This is a genomic window from Pseudomonas sp. Eqa60, assembly GCF_018326405.1.
Lineage (GTDB): Bacteria > Pseudomonadota > Gammaproteobacteria > Pseudomonadales > Pseudomonadaceae > Aquipseudomonas > Aquipseudomonas protegens.
The window spans coordinates 3,828,677-3,848,204 of sequence record NZ_AP024342.1 but is presented as its reverse complement, the minus strand read 5'-3'; the positions used below and the strand labels follow the sequence as shown (position 1 = coordinate 3,848,204).

16 protein-coding genes are annotated in these 19,528 nt (G+C 65.1%); 5 read left to right on the top strand and 11 right to left on the bottom strand.

Annotated elements, in window-relative coordinates; all coding sequences use genetic code 11:
- Nucleotides 1-32: 32 nt before the first annotated feature.
- Genes KI242_RS17390 through KI242_RS17375 form a run of 4 tightly spaced genes read right to left on the bottom strand, consistent with a single transcriptional unit; the run spans nucleotide 33 to nucleotide 6,163 of the window.
- A complete protein-coding gene (locus KI242_RS17390; protein ID WP_015635842.1) occupies nucleotides 33-1,451 on the bottom strand; it encodes an ATP-binding protein in 1,419 nt (472 codons plus the stop codon).
- Nucleotides 1,451-3,256 carry a DAHL domain-containing protein gene (locus tag KI242_RS17385; RefSeq protein ID WP_212805384.1) on the bottom strand — a complete coding sequence of 602 codons (1,806 nt, stop codon included), beginning with the start codon at nucleotides 3,254-3,256 and terminating at the stop codon, nucleotides 1,451-1,453. Before KI242_RS17385 ends, KI242_RS17390 begins: the two co-directional genes overlap by 1 nt.
- A complete protein-coding gene (locus KI242_RS17380; RefSeq protein ID WP_011061608.1) occupies nucleotides 3,253-4,248 on the bottom strand; it encodes a cytochrome c peroxidase in 996 nt (331 codons plus the stop codon). Before KI242_RS17380 ends, KI242_RS17385 begins: the two co-directional genes overlap by 4 nt.
- Nucleotides 4,238-6,163 carry a GGDEF and EAL domain-containing protein gene (locus KI242_RS17375; RefSeq protein ID WP_212805383.1) on the bottom strand — a complete coding sequence of 642 codons (1,926 nt, stop codon included), beginning with the start codon at nucleotides 6,161-6,163 and terminating at the stop codon, nucleotides 4,238-4,240. The genes KI242_RS17380 and KI242_RS17375 overlap by 11 nt, the downstream gene beginning before the upstream one ends.
- A 201-nt stretch (nucleotides 6,164-6,364) precedes the next feature.
- Between KI242_RS17375 and KI242_RS17370 the strand changes: the two genes are divergently transcribed.
- The 3 genes from KI242_RS17370 to KI242_RS17360 all read left to right on the top strand — a co-directional run bounded on the left by KI242_RS17370 (nucleotide 6,365) and on the right by KI242_RS17360 (nucleotide 9,289).
- Nucleotides 6,365-7,696 (top strand): HD domain-containing phosphohydrolase, encoded by a 1,332-nt coding sequence (locus KI242_RS17370; protein ID WP_053158880.1) that lies wholly within the window; start codon nucleotides 6,365-6,367, stop codon nucleotides 7,694-7,696.
- A gap of 129 nt (nucleotides 7,697-7,825) precedes the next feature.
- Entirely contained in the window at nucleotides 7,826-8,461 is a 636-nt protein-coding gene (locus tag KI242_RS17365; protein ID WP_011061605.1) for a LysE family translocator, read from the top strand.
- Between the two features lie 171 nt (nucleotides 8,462-8,632).
- Nucleotides 8,633-9,289 carry a ribonuclease T2 gene (locus tag KI242_RS17360; protein WP_011061604.1) on the top strand — a complete coding sequence of 219 codons (657 nt, stop codon included), beginning with the start codon at nucleotides 8,633-8,635 and terminating at the stop codon, nucleotides 9,287-9,289.
- A 114-nt stretch (nucleotides 9,290-9,403) separates the two neighbouring features.
- Here KI242_RS17360 and dapA read toward each other — a convergent pair whose 3' ends face one another.
- Nucleotides 9,404-10,252, bottom strand: coding sequence for a 4-hydroxy-tetrahydrodipicolinate synthase (gene dapA, locus KI242_RS17355; RefSeq protein WP_011061603.1), 849 nt, complete (start codon nucleotides 10,250-10,252; stop codon nucleotides 9,404-9,406).
- 343 nt (nucleotides 10,253-10,595) lie between these two features.
- Nucleotides 10,596-11,135 (bottom strand): GNAT family N-acetyltransferase, encoded by a 540-nt coding sequence (locus KI242_RS17350; protein ID WP_015635836.1) that lies wholly within the window; start codon nucleotides 11,133-11,135, stop codon nucleotides 10,596-10,598.
- A 348-nt stretch (nucleotides 11,136-11,483) separates the two neighbouring features.
- Between KI242_RS17350 and KI242_RS17345 the strand changes: the two genes are divergently transcribed.
- Entirely contained in the window at nucleotides 11,484-13,049 is a 1,566-nt protein-coding gene (locus KI242_RS17345; RefSeq protein WP_015635835.1) for a methyl-accepting chemotaxis protein, read from the top strand.
- A gap of 143 nt (nucleotides 13,050-13,192) precedes the next feature.
- Nucleotides 13,193-13,777, top strand: a complete 585-nt coding sequence (locus KI242_RS17340; protein ID WP_015635834.1) for a LysE family translocator — start codon at nucleotides 13,193-13,195, stop codon at nucleotides 13,775-13,777.
- A 13-nt stretch (nucleotides 13,778-13,790) separates the two neighbouring features.
- Here the strand turns inward: KI242_RS17340 and KI242_RS17335 are convergent, their stop codons facing one another.
- The 5 genes from KI242_RS17335 to KI242_RS17315 form a co-directional block, all read right to left on the bottom strand.
- Complete coding sequence (locus KI242_RS17335; protein WP_015635833.1) at nucleotides 13,791-14,669, bottom strand: AraC family transcriptional regulator; 879 nt, start codon at nucleotides 14,667-14,669, stop codon at nucleotides 13,791-13,793.
- A 25-nt stretch (nucleotides 14,670-14,694) separates the two neighbouring features.
- On the bottom strand, nucleotides 14,695-15,198 hold the full coding sequence (locus KI242_RS17330) for a VOC family protein (protein WP_015635832.1): 504 nt from the start codon (nucleotides 15,196-15,198) through the stop codon (nucleotides 14,695-14,697).
- Nucleotides 15,199-15,283: 85 nt separating this feature from the next.
- A complete protein-coding gene (locus KI242_RS17325) occupies nucleotides 15,284-17,758 on the bottom strand; it encodes a TonB-dependent siderophore receptor (RefSeq protein ID WP_212805382.1) in 2,475 nt (824 codons plus the stop codon).
- Between the two features lie 98 nt (nucleotides 17,759-17,856).
- Entirely contained in the window at nucleotides 17,857-18,834 is a 978-nt protein-coding gene (locus KI242_RS17320) for a FecR domain-containing protein (RefSeq protein ID WP_183000350.1), read from the bottom strand.
- A gap of 3 nt (nucleotides 18,835-18,837) precedes the next feature.
- The gene (locus tag KI242_RS17315; protein WP_011061595.1) at nucleotides 18,838-19,371 is read right to left on the bottom strand and encodes a sigma-70 family RNA polymerase sigma factor; all 534 of its coding nucleotides are present in this window, start codon (nucleotides 19,369-19,371) and stop codon (nucleotides 18,838-18,840) included.
- Nucleotides 19,372-19,528: the final 157 nt, after the last annotated feature.

Sequence of the window (19,528 nt, the reverse complement as noted above, 5' to 3'; positions counted from 1 at the left end):
TGCCAGGCCTTAGCGGTAGGGGGGCGGTTTGGCTAGGGTTGTGCGGGCAACTCCTGACGCGCCTGCCGGATCGGCAGTTCCACGCGAAAGGTGCTGCCGACGCCGGGCTGGCTCTGCACGCTGATCTGCCCGCCGTGCTTCTTGACGATGCCGTAGGACAGCGACAGGCCCAGGCCGGTCCCCTGGCCCACCGGCTTGGTGGTGAAGAAGGGGTCGAAGATCTTGGCCAGGTGCTCCTGGTCGATGCCGCAGCCGCTGTCGCTGACCTCCAGCCAGACCCGCTCGCCGTCCACGCCGTTGCGCAGGGTAATGGTGCCGCGCTCGGGGCCTATGGCCTGCGCCGCGTTGACCACCAGGTTCATCACCACTTGATTGAGTTGGGAGGGCAGGCATTCGATTTCCGGCAACGGCTGGTAGTCGGTGACCAGGTCGGCCTTGTACTTGAGTTCGTTGGCAACAATGTTCAGGGTCGAGTCGATGCCCTGTTGCAGGCTCGCCAGCTGCCATTGCTGGTCGCTGTCGACCCGGGAGAAGTTCTTCAGGTCCTTGACGATCTGCGCCACCCGGCCGATGCCTTCCTTGGACTCCCTGATCAGTACCGGAATGTCCTGCTGGAGGAAGTCCAGGTCGATGCTCTCGCGCAGGCTCTGCAGGTGCTTGCGCAGTTCCGGCGCGGCGATGGCTTCTTCGGCCTGGCGATAGGCGCTGAGCATCTGGTCGAGCTGCTGCAGGTAGCCTGCCAGGCTGCCGAGGTTGGAGGACACGAAACCGATGGGGTTGTTGATTTCGTGGGCGACCCCGGCGGCCAGTTGCCCGAGGGAGGCCAGTTTTTCCGATTGCACCAGCTGGTTTTCCAACTGCTTGCGTTCGTCGATCTCCAGTTGCAGCGCCGCCCCGGCCTGCCTCAGGTCTTCGGTGCGCTGCTGCACCAGGTGCTCCAGGTGATGCATTTGCAAAAGCGCGCGGGCGGTCATTTCCCACTTGCTGGTCAGGGTGTTGGCCATCTGCTGGACTTCGATGTTGTCAAAGGGCTTCTTCAGGATCAGCAGGCGGTGATGACCCTGCAGGCGCTCCAGCAGCTCTTCCCAGGAATAGTCGGAGTAGGCGGTGCACACCACCACCTGTAGCCGCGGGTCCTGTTGCCAGAGGCGTTCGATGGTCTGCGCGCCGTCCCAGCCCTGGGGCATGCGCATGTCGACAAACGCCAGGGCATAGGGACGCTGCCGCTCCTGGGCCTGGCAGACCATGGCCAGGCCTTCCTCGCCGCCGTAGGCCGAATCCAGTTCAAAAGGCTGTTGCCGGGGCTTGGTCGTGGCGCCGAACAGCTGTGCCTCCAGGTCATCCAGGCCGTTGTCGTCTGCCTCGGGCGGGGTGAGGATCTTGCGAAAGTCCTCGTGGATCGACGGGGTATCGTCGATCAGCAGGATCCGGCGATTGTTCAACTGGTCCATCATGGGTCCTCTGCGCTGATCAGCGGGATGTCCAGAGTGAAGGTGGCGCCCAGGCCGGGGCCATCACTGTGCACATTCAATTGTCCACCCATCTCCATGGCCGCCAGGGCGCAGCTATGCAAGCCGAAGCCGTGGCCGTCCTTGCGGGTGGTGAAGCCGTGGGAAAAAATCCGCGTCAGGTTCTCCGCGGGGATGCCTTCGCCTTCATCCTTGACGCTGATGCTCAGGGTCTGGCCGTCCAGCACGCTGGCGCTCAGGGTCAGGGTCCGCGAATGATCATCGAGGTTGGACATGGCGTACTTGGCGTTGCTGATCAGGTTGATCAGGATCAGCAGCATGCGGTGCTTGTCGCCCATCACCGGAGGCAACGGGCCATAGTCCTTGACCACCGTGACCTGATGCCGGGCCAGGGCGCCGGAGTTCATGCGCAGGGCGTCTTCGATCAGCTCGGCGACCCGCAGGGGTTCTATCAGTCGTGAGGCTCCGGCATAGGATTGCTGGGTGGCGACGATTTCCTTGATGTGGTCGACGCTGCGGGCCAACTGAGCCAGTTCTTCGCCCATGCCCTGCTGTTCGGTGGCTATGGCTTCGACCAATTGATTGAGGTAGCCGGGGAGCAGCTTGCCTTTGTCGTCTTCGGTGAAAAAACGCCCCAGGTCATCCTGGTGCTGGTTGATCAACTGCATGGCCTTGCCCAGCCCTTGTGCCCTGCTGGAGCGCAGGGTGCGGCTGAGCATTTCGCTGCAGATATTCACGCTGTTGAGCACGTTGCCGACGTTGTGCAGGACGTTGGTCGCAATTTCCGCCATGCCCGCCTGGCGGGCGCTGTCCATGAGTTCGCTCTGGGCTTCCTTGAGCTCCCGGGTGCGTTCCTCGACCCGGTGTTCCAGATGCTCGTTGGCGCTCTGCAGGGCCGTGTTCACCCGGCGGATGACCGCGTAGCTGCGTACCAGCCTGACGGCCAGGTAGAGAATCAGTATCACCAGCAAGGCGGCAAAGAGCAGCAGGTACTGGTGGGCCTTCTGGTCCTGCAGATCGGCCTGCAACTGATCGGCGTTGAGCAGATGGGTGATGTCGTCCAGGCGCTGGGCGATGGGGATCGAGGTGATGCGCTCCAGCAGGTCGTTGACCACCGGCTGCTCCCGCAGAATCACCGAGACGTGGTTGCTGAGGATCTCCACCGGCTCATGCATGGGTTCGGGCAGGCGCTCCTTGTTGACCGCCAGTTTGTTCAGCCCCACCAGGATGTCTGCGGCCCGGTCGTCGCTGGAAACCTGGGCGAACTCCAGGCTGCTGAGCAGCAGGTCATAGGTATCGATGGCAATGGTCTGCTCTGACAGCCGCGCCTGGTCGTCAAGGCCGGCCAGGCGGCGCTGGATATCGTCTTCGGCAGTGGGCAGGAACGCCAGGGAGTTGCGCAGCACCGCGTTGTGGGTCTTGAAACGCTCCACCAGGCCGGCCTTTTCCTGGAAGGCCTCGATGAACGCCTGGTGGCCGGCCGTCCAGGCGGCCGGGTCATTGTGGTTCTGTTGTGAAAGCTGATCGAAGCGGTTCCACAGCTGGTTGATCTCTTGCACCGGCATGACCAGTGGATCGTAGTCGTGGGTAATGGCGATCCGAGCCTTGAGCACCTCGGTTTCCCATTGGGCATTCAACTGCTTGATATGGCTGATCAGGTCCCGCGCCAGTACGTAGTTCGAGGGCTGGCCGATCACCGTCTTGAAGTAGAGAAAGGCCAGCCCCAGCACCAGGCTCAGGGTCAGTAGCGACAGCAGCATGATCGGCACGCGTCGGGACAGCTTCATAAGGGCTTGCCCTGCCATTCGCCGGTCAGGGTCTTGAGAAACTTGACGATCAGGCTGATGTCCTGGGTATTGGGCGGGCGCCCCAGCTGATACTTGAACATGACTTCCACTGCCTGCTCCAGGGTCGGCGCCGAACCGTCATGGAAGTAGGGCGCAGTCACTGCGACATTGCGCAGGCTGGGCACCTTGAACACGTTGCGGTCCTGTTCGTCGCCGGTGACCAGGAAGCGCCCCAGGTCGGCGTCGGTGGGGTTGCCCCGGGCAGCGAAGTAGTCGCCCATCACGCCGAACTTCTGAAACATGTTGCCGCCAATATTGACCCCCTGGTGGCAGGCGATGCAGCCGTAATCCTTGAAGCGCTGGTAACCGTATTTTTCTTCCAGGCTGAGGATGTCGGTATTGCCTTGCAGGTACTGGTCGAACCGCGAGTTGGCGCTGAGCAAGGTCTTTTCATAGGTGGCCAGGGCATTTTGCACGTTGGCTGCGGTGATGCCGTCCGGGTACAGGGCACCGAAGGACTTCTGGTAGGCGCTGTCATCGCTCAAGGTGCGGATCAGCGCCGGCCAGGTGTTGCCCATCTCGCTGGGGCTTTGCACGACGCTGTCGATCTGCGCTTCCAGGGATTCGACGCGCCCGTCCCAGAACTGCCGGAAATTCAGCGCGGCATTGAACACGCTGGGGGTGTTGACCCGGGTGGGTTGCCCCTTGAAACCCGGCGATTTTGCCTGGGAGTCGGCCCCGCCCTGGTCCAGCCGGTGGCAGCTGGCACAGGACAGGCTGTGGTCCTGGGACAGGCGCGGTTCGTTGAACAGCTGGCGCCCGAGCTCGACCCGCTGCGGGTCGAGTGCCGGCGGTGCGGGCAACGGCTTGAGCGGTTCGTCCAGGGGCGCGGCGAAAGCGCTCGGGCTGGTGGCGCCCAGCCCTGCCCAGAGCAGCAGGAGCAGTACCCGTGCGCGGCGGCGCGGCGGCTGGCGCGGTTGGTCAGTGGTCATGGTCCGTCACCTGGAACTGCGGCCTGTGCTTGCCCAGCAGGCGAGCGAAGTCTTCGGCGGGCAGCGCCTTGCTGAAGTAGTAGCCCTGGGCTTCCTCGCAGCCTTGCTGCTGGAGAAAGGTCAGTTGCTGGTGCGTCTCCACCCCTTCGGCGATGACCTTCAGGTTCAGGCTGCGCCCCAGGTTGATGATGGCGCTGACCAGTACGGCGTCCTTGTGTTCGTGGCTCAGGCCGTGGATGAAGGATTGGTCGATCTTGAGCACATCCACGGGAAACTTGCGCAGGTAGCTCAGGCTCGAATAGCCGGTACCGAAATCATCGACGGCCAGGCGCACGCCCAGGGCCTTGATCGCCAGCAGGGTAGCCAGCGTGACCTCGACGTTCTGCAGCAGTACGCCTTCGGTGATTTCCAGTTCCAGCCAGGCCGGGTCCAGGGCGTTGTCGCTGAGCGCGTCGCGCAGTTGCTGGAGCAGTTGCGGCTGCCTGAAGTCAGCCGCCGACAGGTTGATGGACAACGGCACAGGGGGCAGGCCGGCGTTCTGCCAGGCCCGGCACTGGCGAGTGGCTTCCCCCAGGACCCATTGGCTGATGCGGGTGATCAAGCCGCTGTCTTCGGCCACTGGAATGAACAGCTCGGGGCTGATCCAGCCCTGTTGCGGGCGTTGCCAGCGAATCAGCGCTTCAGCGCCTACCACATTGCCCGAGGCCAGGTGTATTTTCGGCTGGTAATGCAGGTGGAACTCCCGGCGTTCCAGGGCCTGGAGAATCCCCGACTCCAGGTATTGCTGCTCCCGGGCCCGGTGCGTCATGTCATCGGTGAAGAAACAGTAGCTGCCCGGTGCCTGCTCCTTGCTGGTGCGCATGGCCATCTCGGCTTTCTTGATCAGCGCCAGGGCATCCTGGCCATCCTCGGGGTACAGGCTGATGCCCAGGCTGGCCGTCACCTGCAGGTCGTGCCCGGCGATGTCATCGAACTGGCTCACGGTGGCCAGCAGCTTTTGCGCAAGCGCGCGTATCTGCGCCGGATGCTGCTGGTCATGGAGCACCACCACGAACTCGTCGGAGCCGTAGCGAAACAGCGAGTCCGACTCGCGCATGCCTTGTTCCAGGCGCCGGGCGATTCTCTTGAGCAACTCGTCCCCGGCCGGGTATCCCAGGGCATGGTTGATCCGCTTGAACCGGTCCAGGCCGAAGAACATCACCGCCAGCCGCTGCTCATAACGGCGGGCCCGCGCCATGGCCTGGCCCAGGCGGTCTCCCAGCAAGGTGCTGGAGGGCAGGCCGGTGAGCACGTCGTAGTGCAGCAGGTGGGAGACCTTGAGCAGTTCGGCCACCCGTCTTTCGATGGTCTGTTGCAGGTCGTCGAGTTTCTGCCGGGCGTCCTGTGCCATCTGCCACTTCCAGGTCAGCGCGCTGGCCATCTGGCGGATTTCCAGGCTGTCGAAGGGCTTTTTCAGGATCAGCAACTGGTCGCCGAATGCCAGGCGTTGCGCCATGGCTTCCCAGGAATAGTCGGAATAGGCGGTGCACAGGGCGATCTGCAGGTCCGGGTCGGCGTTCCACAAGCGCTCGATGGTTTCCAGGCCATCCCAGCCGGGGGGCATGCGCATGTCGATGAACGCCATGGCATAGGGCAGGCCCAGGGCCAGGGACGCTTCGACCCGGGCCAGGGCCTCTTGGCCCTGGAACGCCGAGTCGAGGCAGAAGGGCGCTTGCTGCGCTGGCATCGTGGCGTGGCCGAACAACTGTTGCTCGGCCAGGCTCAGGTCCGGGGCCTGGCGCGGCGCCAGGATCTTGTGGAAATCCTCATGGATTGCCGGGCTGTCATCGACAATCAGGATCCGTCGGTTGGCCCGCCCTGGGGGCTGGTCCGAGGCGTCTTGTGCCTTTGTCTGTGCGTCACTGCCAGCGTCCATAGACCTTCCCTAGTACCCTGAGCCCGCCTTGCAACGTTGTCAGCATAGTCATTGCGCAGTGCCGCGGTTGACGAATTTATTTCGCGGGGGGCAATGGCGTGAAAATAAAAAACTCATCTAGGATTGTCTGGGAAAAACCGCCGCTGCCGATCCGTCCGTGAGCACGGAGCGGGGCAGCCTATGCCGCACAGGGAGAGCCCCATGGAAGATCCGCAGCCGGTTGAGCCAGGTAGGCGTCCACGTGTGTTGCTGGTGGACGACGAGGAGTCGATTCTCAACAGTCTCAAGCGCCTGCTGCGTCCCGAGCCCTATGACGTGCTGCTGGCCAACAGCGGCGCCAGAGCGCTGGAGATCCTCGCCGAAGGCCCCGTCGACCTGGTGATGAGCGACGCGCGCATGCCCGGCATGGACGGCGCGGCCCTGCTGGCCCGGGTGCGGGAGAAGTACCCGGCGGTGCGGCGAATCCTGCTCACCGGTTATGCCGATCTGAACACCATCATCAAGGCCGTCAACGACGGGCAGATCCACCAGTACCTGAGCAAGCCCTGGAATGACGAAGAGCTGCTGCTGATTCTGCGCCAGACCCTGGAGCACCAGCTCGCCGAGCGTGAGCTCAAGCGTTTGCAGCAGTTGGTCCTGGAGCAGAACCAGCAACTCAAGGCCAGCAACGCCAGCCTGGAACGGCATGTGGCTTCGCGGACCGCGGAGCTGCAGCAGACTGCCGACATGCTCGACCTGGCCTACGAAGAACTCAAGCACAGCTATGTGACCGCCACCGAGGTGTTTTCGCTGCTGGCCAACCTGCGGCTGCCCGCGGACAAGCAAACCAACCGCAAGATCATCGAACTGGTGCGTGCCTGCTGCAAAAGGCACGGCCTGGACGAGGCCAGCAGCCGCGACCTGACCATGGCGGCGGCCCTGTACAACATCGGCAAGTTGAGCTGGAGCGATGCCATGCTGCTGGCGCCGGCGGACTTGTTGCGCCATACCGATCAGGCGCGCTACCGCGCCTACCCCGAGCAGAGCGAATCGGTGCTGATGGCACTGGAACCGATGCAGGATGCCGCGCGGCTGATCCTTCATCACCAGGAGCGCTGGGACGGCAGCGGCTTTCCCCAGCGCCTCAAGGGCGAGGCGATTCCCTGGGGCTCCCGGCTGTTGAAGCTGGCGGTGGATTTCATCGAATTGCAGTGCGGGCTGATTCTGGAGCGGCACATGAACAGCGATGAAGCCCTGCTGTTCATTCGCAAGTACGCGGGCCGCCTGTACGACCCGAATCTGGTGGAAGACTTTGTCCAGGTCTGTGCCGCCTACCAGAGCGATGTCACCGTCGATGATCCGACGGTCAAGGTCCTGGGAACCCGGGAGCTGCAGGCCGGGATGGTCCTGCGGCGCAACCTGAATGCCGACAACGGCATGTTGCTGCTCAATGCCGGCAAGGTGCTCAGCGAACCGCTGGTGCAGAAACTGATCGCCTTCGAAGCCATGGAAGGGGCCCGCTACAGCATCTTCGTCAGCGTTCCCGACGCCTGAGTGGCGTGTGCGGTCCGTCGTGCTTGCCCGGTGCCGCAGTGATCCGTCATATTTTGCCCCCCGCGTAGTGGGCGCCCTGAGGTGCTCCGGGCGATTTCGGATCGCGGCGGATGACCCTGGAGCGAACCCATGGATATACCAACCCTGCTGCTGTACATCGTCACCGTCAGCGCGGTGATGATTACCCCCGGCCCCTCGATGTTGCTGGCCTTGAACAATGGCGCGGTGCATGGCATGCGGGTGGCTGGCTGGGGCATCGCCGGCGCGGCGTTGTCCGACCTGCTGCTGATCGGCGCGGTGGGCTGCGGCCTGGGGGCGTTGCTGCAGGCCTCGCAAGAGCTGTTCGTGGTGGTCAAGAGCTGCGGCGCGGCCTATCTGCTGTATCTGGCCTGGGGCTTGTGGCGAGCGCCTACCCGTGCCCTGGCCTGTACGGTGGGCGGGGCCTCGGCCAGCGGCTGGTCGGCGTTTCGCCGGGCGTTGCTGGTGGGGCTGTCAAACCCCAAGGGCCTGCTGTTTTTCTCCGCCTTCGTGCCGCAGTTCGTGCGCCCGGAGCAGCCGGTGGCCGAGCAGTACCTGATCCTGGCCGTGGTCAGCGCCCTGGTGGACTGCCTGATGATGAGCCTCTATGCCGTGGGTGGCCGGCGGGCCATGGCGCGCTTTTCCGCCCGGGTCATGGGCTGGATCAACCGCAGTTGTGCCGGCCTGCTGGCGGTGCTGGCGCTGGGTGTCGGCCTGTATCGGCGCAGTGAGGGCGCTGCCGCCTAGGGCATTGGCGGGTATTCTCCGGGCCGCTGCCTGACCGGCTTCTGCGGGACACCGGGCAATTGCTGTCATGTTCCGGCAACGCCGGCCTGCCAGAAAGATCAGGTTGTTTTCAATCCGTTCCACCCCGATGGCGGGGCCAGGACGATGCGCTTTCCCAAGGAGAAGGTCACGATGAGAAAGTTTTTTACCCTGATGGCAGCCCTGGTGCTGACCCTGGGGATGGTGGGCATCAGCGACGCACGTCAGCCCAAGCAGCAGCGCGATTCGGTGGCGGGTACCTTCGACTACTACCTGCTGACCCTGTCCTGGTCGCCGACCTTCTGCCTGATGCACCCGGAAAACGAGCAGTGCACCGGCAAGGGCTACGGTTTTGTCCTGCACGGCCTGTGGCCGCAATACGCCAAGGGTGGCTGGCCCGAGTCCTGCCCACCCCTGACCCAGCTCAATGCCCAGGAGCGGGCCAAGGGCCTGACCCTGTTTCCCACCGCCAAGCTGATGAACCATGAATGGAGCAAGCACGGCACCTGCAGCGGCCTGGGGGCCATGGGGTACCTGGATGCCGCGGACAAGGCCCTGGCCAGGGTACAGATTCCCGAGGCGCTGCAGCCTTCGACCACGGTGCGCTATTTCGAGGCCAGCCAGATTGCCCAGCAGTTTCGCCAGAGCAACCCGGGGATCGCCGAGAACGGCATCGCCATTCTGTGCAGCGGCCCCGAGCTGTCCGAGGTTCGTGTTTGCCTGACCAAGGACCTGGAGTTCGGCGCCTGCGGCAAAGGCGTGAAGAACCAGTGCCGTGCCGGGCAGATCCGCATTCCGCCCATCCGCTGAAGGCACCTGCAAGAACCCCACCGATGTCGCATCGCTGTAGGAGCTGGCTTGCCCGCGAAAGCCTACCTGGGGCGGGTGCAAGCCGTGGCGGCCTCTTCGCCGGCAAGCCCGCTCCTACAGGGTGCGGAGCAGGGTTTGCAGGGCGGCGCTGCAATCGTGCATCGGTGCTCGCAACTGCGTTCCGATCAACCCCTGGTGGGCCAGCAGTGCCTTGACCGGCGCCGGGTTGGGTTCGGCGAACAGCGCCTTGATCAGCGGCACCAGTTGCATGAAGGTGCTCCGGGCCGCGTCCAGTTGCTGTGCCCGGACCTGTTGCAGCAAGGCGACGAACCGTTGCGGGTGGATATGCGCCGAGGCCGCAATGGCACCATGGGCGCCCAGGCACAAGGCGTTGAACAGTTGCAGGTCCTCGCCGCACAGCACTTCGATCTGCCCGCAGGCCAGTAGCGCCAGGGTCTTTTCCAGGTTGCCGCCACAGTCCTTGACCGCCGCGATCCGTGGATGGGCCACGATGTTCAGCAAAGTAGCGGTGTCCAGGCTCACCCCGGTGCGGTAGGGAATGTCGTAGACAATCAGCGGCACGCTGGAGGCGTCGGCCACGGTGGCGAAGAAGCTCTCCAGGGCTGCTTGCGACGGCCGGATGTAGTAGGGCGCGGGCACCAGCAAGGCGGCCACCGCACGCTCGAGGATCTGTTCCTGCAGGCTCAGCAGCGACTTCAGGTTATTGCCCGCCAGCCCCATGATCACCTTCCCGGCGGGGGCTCGCTCCAGCACCGCATCGAGCACCGCCAACTGCTCGTCCTTGTCCAGGGCCGCGGCCTCGCCGGTAGTGCCGCAAACCACCAGCCCGGCTACGCCGCTTTCCAGCAGGTGAGTGGTCAAGCGCCCCAGGGCGGCGAAATCGACGGCGCCGTCGATGAAAGGGGTGACGATAGGGACCCAGATACCTTGAAACGATGACATGCGTGTTCTCCTGATGGTTGACCGTCGGGTCGTCGTCAGAAGAGTAGAAGGGCGGTAAGCAGGGGGAGGGTGTCCGTAGCGCTTGAGGTCCTGTCAGCTCATCTGACGGGACACAGCGCCCCGGTCACATGAGCGACTGTTTCTTCGATTTAGAGCTGCAGGCCACGCGCGCCTCGACCTTGGCCGACAGGCCAATGGTGCGAAGGATGAAGGGCGTGGCTGGGGACATGGTCGCTGCAGGCTCAAGAATCAGGCGCCCAGTTTTAAAAGCCGGCGACCGCTTTGTCAATCCTCGAATCCGTTGAGTCCGCCGCGCAGGCTGCCAGGGTGCCTGCCCTGAGGGTCAGCCCGGGCCTGGGTTGTCCGGCGCGCTGATGCGGTACAGCAGGCTCGGCGCCTGGCCGGGAAAATCATCCAGTTCGCCGTCCAGGCTCAGCCCCAGGCGCTCCAGGGCGCGCCGCGAGGGCAGGTTGTCGGGGCGCACCAGGCCGGTGACCCGCGGTGCATGCAGTTCGCTGAAGGCCAGGTGCAGGGCGGCCCGGGCCATTTCCGCGGCATAGCCCTGGCCCCAGGCCTCGGGGCGCAAGCGAAAGTACAGGTTCAGCCCCGGCTCGTGGCCGAAGAAGCCCTGCATGATCCCGCCGAAGCCGATCAGCCGTTGCGGGTCGCTGCGCAGGGCGATGGCCCAGTAGCCGAAACCGTGCTGCTGCCAGTGTTCGATCCAGCCGTGCAGCTTGTCGGCGCAGGCGGCAGCGTTGATCGGGCCGTTGGGGTTGAAGCGGTTGGTCTGCGGGTCGCCATGGATGGCACAGGCCTGGGGCAGGTCGTCCAGGGTCGGGGCGCGCAGTAGCAGGCGGGTAGTTTCTTGGCAGGAGGCAGGCATTGGCGCGGCTCTATGGCTTAGGGGCCTGGAGAAGGTAGGTGATGGGCCATCGGTTCTCAACCAGGGGCGGCCGGGGCATTGCTTGCCAGGCTAAGTATTGATCCAGGTCAAGAGTGTTGAATCTAGTTCCGTTGCCAGGGAAGTTATTTCCCTGGAGGCAATAGCGCGATTAAAAGTGCTATCTAAACTCGATTCGGTCGGGCGCTGGGCAGTTGTTGTAGTGGATTGCTCATCAGGCTCGGGAAAGTTCTGCAGGTACGCAGAAGAAGTCTTCGGGTAATCGCAGGATGCGCCAGTTGCTGTTTGATCATGACGAGCAATTACCAGACTTCCTGCGAGGTTTTTCAAATGAAAAACAATCTCCCGGTGACTCAGCGTGAGCGGGTGTTTCCTGCCGAACAACGGCTTATTTCCGCCACCGATACCCATGGCAAGATCACTTACTGCAATGACGAGTTCGTTGCGGTCAGCGGTTTCAGCCGCGAACAGCTGATTGGCAGCCCGCACAACATCGTGCGCCATCCGGACATGCCCGAAGCGGTGTTCGGCCATATGTGGTCCTACCTCAAGGACGGCAAGAGCTGGATGGGTATCGTCAAGAACCGTTGCCAGAACGGTGATCATTACTGGGTCAACGCCTATGTCACACCGATATTCAGCCAGGGCGTGATTGCCGGCTACGAATCGGTGCGGGTCAAGCCCGAGCGCCAGCAGGTGGAGCGCGCCGCCGCCCTGTACTCGCACCTGCGCAGCACCCGCCTGGCCACGCCCTGGCGCCATCGGCTGCTGGGCGCCGGGGTGTTTGTGCTGCCGCCGCTGCTGGCGGTACTGGCCAGCGCCATGGCCGGCTGGCTGGCCGGGCCCTGGGCCGGGCTGGGAGTGGCGCTGCTCGGGCTCTTTGCCGTGCAGGCCCACGGCGCCTACCGCACCGGGCAGTTGCTGGGGCGCATCAGCGCGGTGTCCCTGGGCAGTTTCGACAGCGAGCTGATTGCCCGCACCTATACCGATGAGCGAGGCCCGGTGGCACGCCTGCAGATGATCCTGATCAGCGAGGCGGCGAAGATCCGTACCGCCCTCAGCCGCCTGGGGGACTACGCCAACCAGGCGGCGTCACTGGCTTCCACCAGCCAGAACCTGTCGCGCCAGGCCGAGTCGGCCCTGGGCAAGCAGCGCGACGAAGCCGACATGGCGGCCACGGCGATGAACCAGATGGCTTCGTCGATCGCCGAGGTTTCAGTGCACATCCATGACACCGCCGCCGCGGCCGACCAGGTCAACGAGCTGACCCAGGTGGGCTCCCAGGAGGCGCGCCGTTCCCGGGTGGTGATCGAGAAACTGGCGGATACGGTGGATGCGATTAGCCAGTCGGTGGAAGGCCTGGCGCAGGAAACCCAGTCGATCCAGGTGGCGGCGAACATGATCCATTCGATCGCTGAGCAGACCAACCTGCTGGCCTTGAACGCAGCCATCGAGGCGGCGAGGGCCGGCGAGCAGGGCCGGGGGTTCGCCGTGGTCGCCGATGAGGTGCGGGCCCTGGCGTCGAAGACCCGGGAATCGACCCAGAGCATCCAGCGCATCATCCAGAGCCTGCAGCAGGTGGCGGGCCAGGCCGTGGAAGTGGCGCGCCAGGGCAGCGTGGAGGCGCGCTCCGGGGTGACCCAGGTAGTCAGCACCCAGCAGGCGCTGGACGGCATCAACTCGGCGGTGGAGCGCATTCACCAGATGAGCCAGCAGATGGCCGCGGCGTCGGAGCAGCAGGCCCATGTGGCCGAGGAAATCTCCGAGCAGATCAGCAATATCGCCCGGGTCTCGGACCAGAATGCCGATATTGCCGTGCACTCCTGCAGCATTGGTGGCGACCTTGAGTCCACCGCCCATGAACTCAATGCACTGGTGACCCGATTCAATAGTTGATTGCCGGGCGCGATCCACAAGTTCGTCGCGGCCTGCGCGGTGTCACGACAGCCCGTCACCGGCAGGGTAGTTTTGTTCAATACCGCCTCACCCCGGCCTCGTAGTCTGTGCGGCTCCAACCCACAGAGACAAAGAGGCAAGTGATGAGCGTAGTGTTTTCCATGGCGGCCTTTGCCCTGGCGGCCTCCATTACCCCGGGGCCGGTGAACATCGTCGCCCTGGGCAGCGGTGCGCGGTTCGGCTTCCGGGCCAGCCTGCGCCATGTGGCCGGGGCCACCCTGGGGTTTGTCCTGTTGCTGGTGCTGGTCGGCCTGGGGCTGCACGAACTGCTGCGCCAGTGGCCGGCCCTGACCCAGGGCATCCGCCTGTCCGGCGTGGCCTTCCTGCTGTACATGGCCTGGAAGCTGGCCCGGGACGATGGCCGGCTGGATACCGAGGGCCAGCCTCGGGCGCCGTCGGCCTGGTATGGCGCCCTGATGCAGTGGCTCAACCCCAAGGCCTGGCTGGCTTGCGTGGCCGGCATGGGGGCCTTCGCCGCCGATGGCGAGGCGCGGCTGGTGTGGCTGTTCGCGGCGGTGTACCTAGTCATCTGCTACCTGTCGGTGGCCTGTTGGGCCTATGCCGGCAGTTTTTTGCGCCATTACCTGGGCAACCCGGCGGGCATGCGCCTGTTCAACCGGGCCATGGCCGCCTTGCTGGCAATCAGCGCGGCCTGCCTGCTGCTTTGAATGCAACTGGGCGTCAGTGGGCCTGGGGTTCGCCGCGCCTGGCCCGTCGCGGCCCCTGGTACTGGCCCGGGGTGGCCCCCAGATGCTGCTTGAACGCGCGCTGCAAGTGCGCCTGATCGGCGAAGCCCGCGGCCTGCGCCACCTCGGCGATCGGCACGCCCTGGCGTAGGCGGGCCTGGGCGAACTGCACCCGCCGGTTGACCAGGTAGGCATGGGGCGCCATGCCGTACTGCTGCTTGAAGGCGCGGATCAGGTAGGAGGCCGAAAGCTGCGCAGCCTGGCAGATCTGTTCCAGGTCCAGGGGCTCGGTACAGTGCTGGCGGATGAACTGCGCGGCCCGCTCAAGCTTGTGGTTGTTCTCCCGGGGCGGGGTCTTGGCCGGGTTCAGGCGCTGTTGCAGCTCGCTGAAGAACGCCACCACGCAGCTGTGCTTGTGCAGCGTCTCGGCCTGTGGGTCCACGAGGGCGTGGTACAGCTGCTCGAGGTCGGCGAAGAGTTGCGGGTCGTCGCTGCTGGTTTCCTCGAAGGGCTGGAACTGCAACTCGGGGCTCACGCCCAGTTCACGTTGCAGGCGGGTCAGCCAGGGCGTGTCGACGTACAGCATGCGGTACGACCAGGGCTGGTCGTCGATGGGGTTGCAGGCGTGGACCACCCCGGGGTTCATCAGCACCACGGTGCCGGCGCCCACCTGCCTTTGCGTCTGCTCGCTGACGTAGGTACTGACACCTGCGGTGATGCAGCCGATGGAGAACTGCTCATGGGCATGAGCGCAATAGCAGACCTTGCGCCCGTCGGCGATGGAGCGGGCCTCGATGAAGGGCAGGGCCGCATCGCGCCAGAAGAGGGGGGCGTCTGCAGAGGGCGGGGCGGTTTTCGTCAAGGCCATATCCATCGCTCAAGGACCGGCCACGAGTGTATTAGCTTCGCGCGTCGAAGGCGCGTTGCAGCGTCGCGATATCGAGTTTTTTCATCCCCAGCAGGGCCTGCATCACTCGCTCGGAACGGGCCGGGTCGGGGTCGCACATCATCTGCGCGAGCGTCTGCGGCACGATCTGCCAGGACAGCCCGAAGCGGTCCTTGAGCCAGCCGCATTGCTGGGCCTGTTTCGGGCCGCCAAACCCCAGGGCATTCCAGTAGTGGTCGAGTTCGGCCTGGGTGCGGCAGTGCACTTGCAGCGACACCGCTTCGTTGAAGGTGAACGCCGGGCCGCCGTTGAGGGCACTGAAGCCCTGGCCGTCAAGCTCGAACGCCACGTTCATCACCGAGCCTTCGGCGCGGCCATGGAACTCGAAGCCGGCCTTGCCGTAGTGGCTGACGTGGGTGATGCGCGAGTGCTCGAAGATCGAGCAGTAGAACTGTGCGGCCTCGTGGGCCTGATGGTCGAACCACAGGCACGGGGTGATGGTCTGGATGCGTTGCATGGGGGCGCTCCTCTGCGGGTTGAGCACGCTCGCACAAGCGTAGTCAACCCGCAGCCGGAGCGGGCTACCGTGGATCGGCGCGGGGCTAGAAGTCCCAGCGGGTGGCCAGTTGCAGGCTGCGCGGCTCGCCGTAGAAGCCGGTGCTGAAGTTGCCGATACCGGTGTAGTACTTCTTGTCGAAGAGGTTCTTCACGTTCAGGGTCGAGCTCAGGTGCTGGCTGAACTGGTAGCGGGCCATGGCATCCACCAGGAAGTAGCCGTCCTGGGTGATGCGCGAGTCATGCCCGCCATTGACCGTATCGCTCGGGTCGGGCTGGTACACCTTGCCGAAGAACTGGCTCTGCCAGTTGACCCCGCCGCCCACCGTCAGGCGGTCCCATGCGCCGGGCAGGTGGTAGGTGCTGAACAGCCGCGCCACCTGCTGCGGTTCGGTGCTCTGCAGCACCGAGCCGTAGACGTAGTCGTGATTGGCGTCGCGGGTGTGGTTGTAGCTGTAGCCGGCCGACAGGTTCCAGCCTTCGCTAAGCTCGCCAGCCACCTCGACCTCGAAACCCTTGGTGGTCGCGCCTTTGGTCGGGCGGTAGATGGCGTCGATGCCCCAGCCGTCCACCAGTTGCGCGACGTTGTCCTGCTCGGTGTGGAACACCGCGAAGCTGGCGTTGACCCGGCCATCCAGGTACTCGGCCTTGATCCCGGCTTCGTAGCTGTCGCCCTGCACCGGGTCGAGGATCTTGCCGTCGACGTCCTTGCTCATCTGCGGCTGGTAGATGCTGGTGTAGCTGGTGTACAGCGAGTAGCTGTCGTTGAGGTCGTAGACCAGCCCGGCATAGGGGGTGACCACGCCGGTCTGCTGGTAGCGCTGGCGTGCGTCGGGGCTGTTGGGGTCGAGGTAGCGGGTGTTGTCGATGCCCTTGAAGTCGCTGACCCGGGTGCCGAGGATCACCGCCAGGTCGTCGGTGGGCTTGAGGCGGGTGGCCAGGTAGGCGCCGGTCTGGCGCTGGAGGATGTCGTTGTCGCCGATCTTCGGGATGTCCGGCTTGGCGAACTCGCCGCGCCAGTCGTAGATGCTGCCGCCCACTGGCGGGTACACCGAACCGTGGACCGGGATGTCCTGTCTGGCGTTCATCAGCATGAAGCCGGCGATCAGCTCGTGCTCGCGGCCGAACAGGCTGAAGGGGCCGTGCAGGTTGATGTCGAGGTTGTCCTGGCGCTGGTCGCCCTTGAACTTGCCCATGTACATGAACATGCCGTCGCCGCTGGCCTGGTCCGGGTTGCCGCCGCTGGCCGAGCCCAGCAGGGTGTCGTGCTGGCGGCGCAGGTGGTCGTAGCTGACCTTCAGGGTCCAGTCATTGGCCAGTTGCTGTTCCAGGGAGGTGAACAGGGTCTGGTTCTTGAAGTCGCGGCGGCTCCAGTCGGTGGCCGGGTTGAACGAGCGGGAGAAGCGGGTGCGCGAGCCGTCGCTGAAGTACATCGGGAAGCCGGTCCAGGTGGCGCCTCGGGAACGGGTGTTCTGCTGGTCCAGGCCGAAGGTCAGCAGGGTGTCCGGGGTCAGGTCGGCTTCGAGAATGCCGTAGGCGATGTCCTTGGTGTTCTGGTAGTGATCCAGGTACGAGCTGCGATCCTGATAGACCCCGACAAAGCGTCCGCGCAGGTTGCCGCTTTCGGTCAGGGGCCCAGAGATATCGCCTTCGCTGCGGTAGTTGTCCCAGGAACCGACGGTGCCGGTGACCGAGGCCTTGAACTCTTTGGTCGGCCGCTTGCGGATCAGGTTGACGGTGGCCGACGGGTCACCGGAGCCGGTCATCAGGCCGGTGGCGCCCTTGATGATTTCCACCCGGTCGAAGGTCGCCATGTCGGTGCTGGTGGTGCCGTAGTCGTAGACCCCGTCGTAGGTGGCGTTGACCCCGTCGTACTGGAAATTGGTGATGGGCAAGCCGCGGCTGGAGAACTCCCAGCGCTCGCTGTCGTAGTTCTGCACGCTGACCCCGGGGGCCCGGCGCAGGGTGTCGGCGATGCTGGTGGCGCCCTGGTCGTCCATCTGTTGGCGGGTGATCACCGTCACCGTTTGCGGGGTTTCGCGCAGCGACAGGTTGAGGCCGGTGGCCGAGGCGCTGGCCCCGGTGGTGTAGCTCTGGCTGCCTTCGGTGACGCTGCCCAGGCCCTGGGCGGAAATCTGCGTGGTGCCCAGTTGCAGCGGGCCGCTGGTGGCGGGAAGTGCCTTGAGCACATAGCCGCCGCTGACCGCCTGGGCTTGCAGCCCGGAGTTCGCCAGCAGCAGTTGCAGGGCCTCTGCGACGCTGTAGCGGCCGTTCAGGCCGGGGCTCTGCTTGCCGACGGCCAGGTCGTTGTGCCCGGCAATGAACACCGCGCTCTGCTCGGCGAAGCGGTTGAGCACCGTGACCAGCGGCCCGGGGCCGATGCTGTAGCTGCGCCGTTCAGCCTGGGGCTGGTTCTGGCCCGCATCGGCAGCGGCGTGGGCCCAGGGCGCGGCGCCGCACAGCAGTGCGGTGCACAGGGGCAGGGTATGAAAGGGCAGGCGCGAACGACGGGGTGATGGCATGGGGTTCCCTTGTGGGTCGGCAATGTGAGGACTGTTACCGGGTTAACCGAAGGGCGTCGGAAAAAGGGAACCTGCCAGGTGAAAAAAGTTTTCCGGCTTCAGGTACGTGGCTCCAGGGTCACCCACCAGGACGCCAGGCGCTTGACCCGCACCGGCAACGCCGCTTCCAGCAGGGCCAGGGCCTGGTCGGAGTCGTGCAAGGGGAAAGAGCCCATCACCGGCAGTTGGGCGATGGCCGGGTCGCAACCCAGGTGGCCGTTGCGATAGCGCCCCAGTTCCTCCAGCAGTTGCTCCAGGGGCAGGTTGTCGGCCAGCAGCAGGCCGTGGCTCCAGGCTTCGCGGGCGGCACTGGCGGCGTGCAGCGGCCCCAGGGTGCGGCCATCGAAGCGCAGCTGCTGGCCGGCATTCACCACCTGCACCTGCAAGCCACTGGCGCTGCGTACCTCCACCGCGCCGGCGTAGACGTTGAGCAGGCTGTCGCTGGCGCCGCAGCGCACGCTGAAGCGCGTGCCCAGGGCGCGCAGGCGGCCGTGTTCGGTCTGCACCAGGAATGGCCGCTGCGGGTCCTTGGCGGTATCGATGAGGATTTCCCCCAGGTGCAACGCCAGCAGCCGCTGCTCGGTGCTGTAGCGCACATCCACCGCGCTCAGGGCATTGAGCCACAGGCGCGTACCGTCGCTGAGCAGCGTGTCGCGGACTTCCCCGGTGCCGGTGGCGTAGTCGGCACGCCAGCGGCTCAGGGCCTGGGGCAGCGGGCTGTTGCGCCAGGTGCCCCAGCCCAGGCCAGCCAGCAGCAGTGCACCGAGCACCTGGCGCCGTGCCAGGGCCGGACGTCGGGCGGCGCTCAGGGCGCGGCTGGCGGATGGGCGGGTGTTGGCCTCCTGCAATGGCAGCAGGCGCTGGCTGACCCGCTCGACATAGCTCCAGGCCTGGCGGTGTTCCGCGCTCTGCTCGAACCAGTCCCGCCACTGGCGACGCTGTTCGTCGCTGCTGCCCTGGTCCTGCAGTTGCACGTACCAGTGCGCGGCCTGTTGCAGGCAGGCGTGGCTGAGCCGGCCGCCGGGTCGAGGGTCCATGGTTCAGTCCACCAGCAGGCCGTCGAGTTCGGCCTCCAGCAGTGCGCAATGCAGCAGGGCCTGGGCCAGGTACTTCTTCACCATGCGCTCCGATACCCCCAGCTCATCGGCGATGGCCTGGTAGGGCCGGCCGTGCAGTTGAGCGAGGATGAAGGCCGAGCGCACCTTGGCCGGCAGGCGGCTGAGCATGGCGTCCACTTCGTACAGGGTCTCGACAATGATTGCCTGCTGCTCCGCCGAGGGTTGCACCGCCTGCGGGCGTGCAGCCAGCGCCTGCAGCCAGGCCTGCTCCAGTTGCCGGCGCCGCCAGTGGTCGATGCACAGGCCCCGGGCCACGGTGGCCAGGTAGGAACGCTGGTGGACCTCGTCACGCAGCACCGGCGGGCGCTTGAGCACCCGGACAAAGATGTCGTGGGCCAGGTCGGCAGCGTCCCAGGCGTGATTCAGGCGCCGGCGCAACAACTCGTAGAGCCAGCGGTGATGGGCATCGTAGAGGCTGTGGACCGAGTCCGGGCTGGCGAGAGGCGTGGAGGGCAAGGAGGCGTGTCCGCTGGCGATCTGGTTGTAAATGGGAATTGATCGCGATTAAAACAAAAGCCATCGACCCCTGCAAACGATATCGCCGAGCCCTGGCGCAATCGACCGTGCTTGAGCGGGTGGCCGCGCGGGCAGTCAAGCCTGGCGCGAACAGGAC

Coding starts and splice junctions, on each gene's coding strand:
- KI242_RS17340 (WP_015635834.1), top strand. CDS start 13,193: ATGAGCGTAGTGTTTTCCATGGCGGCCTTTGCCCTGGCGGCCTCCATT.
- KI242_RS17380 (WP_011061608.1), bottom strand. CDS start 4,248: ATGACCACTGACCAACCGCGCCAGCCGCCGCGCCGCCGCGCACGGGTA.
- KI242_RS17330 (WP_015635832.1), bottom strand. CDS start 15,198: ATGCAACGCATCCAGACCATCACCCCGTGCCTGTGGTTCGACCATCAG.
- KI242_RS17325 (WP_212805382.1), bottom strand. CDS start 17,758: ATGCCATCACCCCGTCGTTCGCGCCTGCCCTTTCATACCCTGCCCCTG.
- dapA (WP_011061603.1), bottom strand. CDS start 10,252: ATGTCATCGTTTCAAGGTATCTGGGTCCCTATCGTCACCCCTTTCATC.
- KI242_RS17370 (WP_053158880.1), top strand. CDS start 6,365: ATGGAAGATCCGCAGCCGGTTGAGCCAGGTAGGCGTCCACGTGTGTTG.
- KI242_RS17365 (WP_011061605.1), top strand. CDS start 7,826: ATGGATATACCAACCCTGCTGCTGTACATCGTCACCGTCAGCGCGGTG.
- KI242_RS17320 (WP_183000350.1), bottom strand. CDS start 18,834: ATGGACCCTCGACCCGGCGGCCGGCTCAGCCACGCCTGCCTGCAACAG.
- KI242_RS17360 (WP_011061604.1), top strand. CDS start 8,633: ATGAGAAAGTTTTTTACCCTGATGGCAGCCCTGGTGCTGACCCTGGGG.
- KI242_RS17335 (WP_015635833.1), bottom strand. CDS start 14,669: ATGGATATGGCCTTGACGAAAACCGCCCCGCCCTCTGCAGACGCCCCC.
- KI242_RS17345 (WP_015635835.1), top strand. CDS start 11,484: ATGAAAAACAATCTCCCGGTGACTCAGCGTGAGCGGGTGTTTCCTGCC.
- KI242_RS17385 (WP_212805384.1), bottom strand. CDS start 3,256: ATGAAGCTGTCCCGACGCGTGCCGATCATGCTGCTGTCGCTACTGACC.
- KI242_RS17390 (WP_015635842.1), bottom strand. CDS start 1,451: ATGGACCAGTTGAACAATCGCCGGATCCTGCTGATCGACGATACCCCG.
- KI242_RS17350 (WP_015635836.1), bottom strand. CDS start 11,135: ATGCCTGCCTCCTGCCAAGAAACTACCCGCCTGCTACTGCGCGCCCCG.
- KI242_RS17375 (WP_212805383.1), bottom strand. CDS start 6,163: ATGGACGCTGGCAGTGACGCACAGACAAAGGCACAAGACGCCTCGGAC.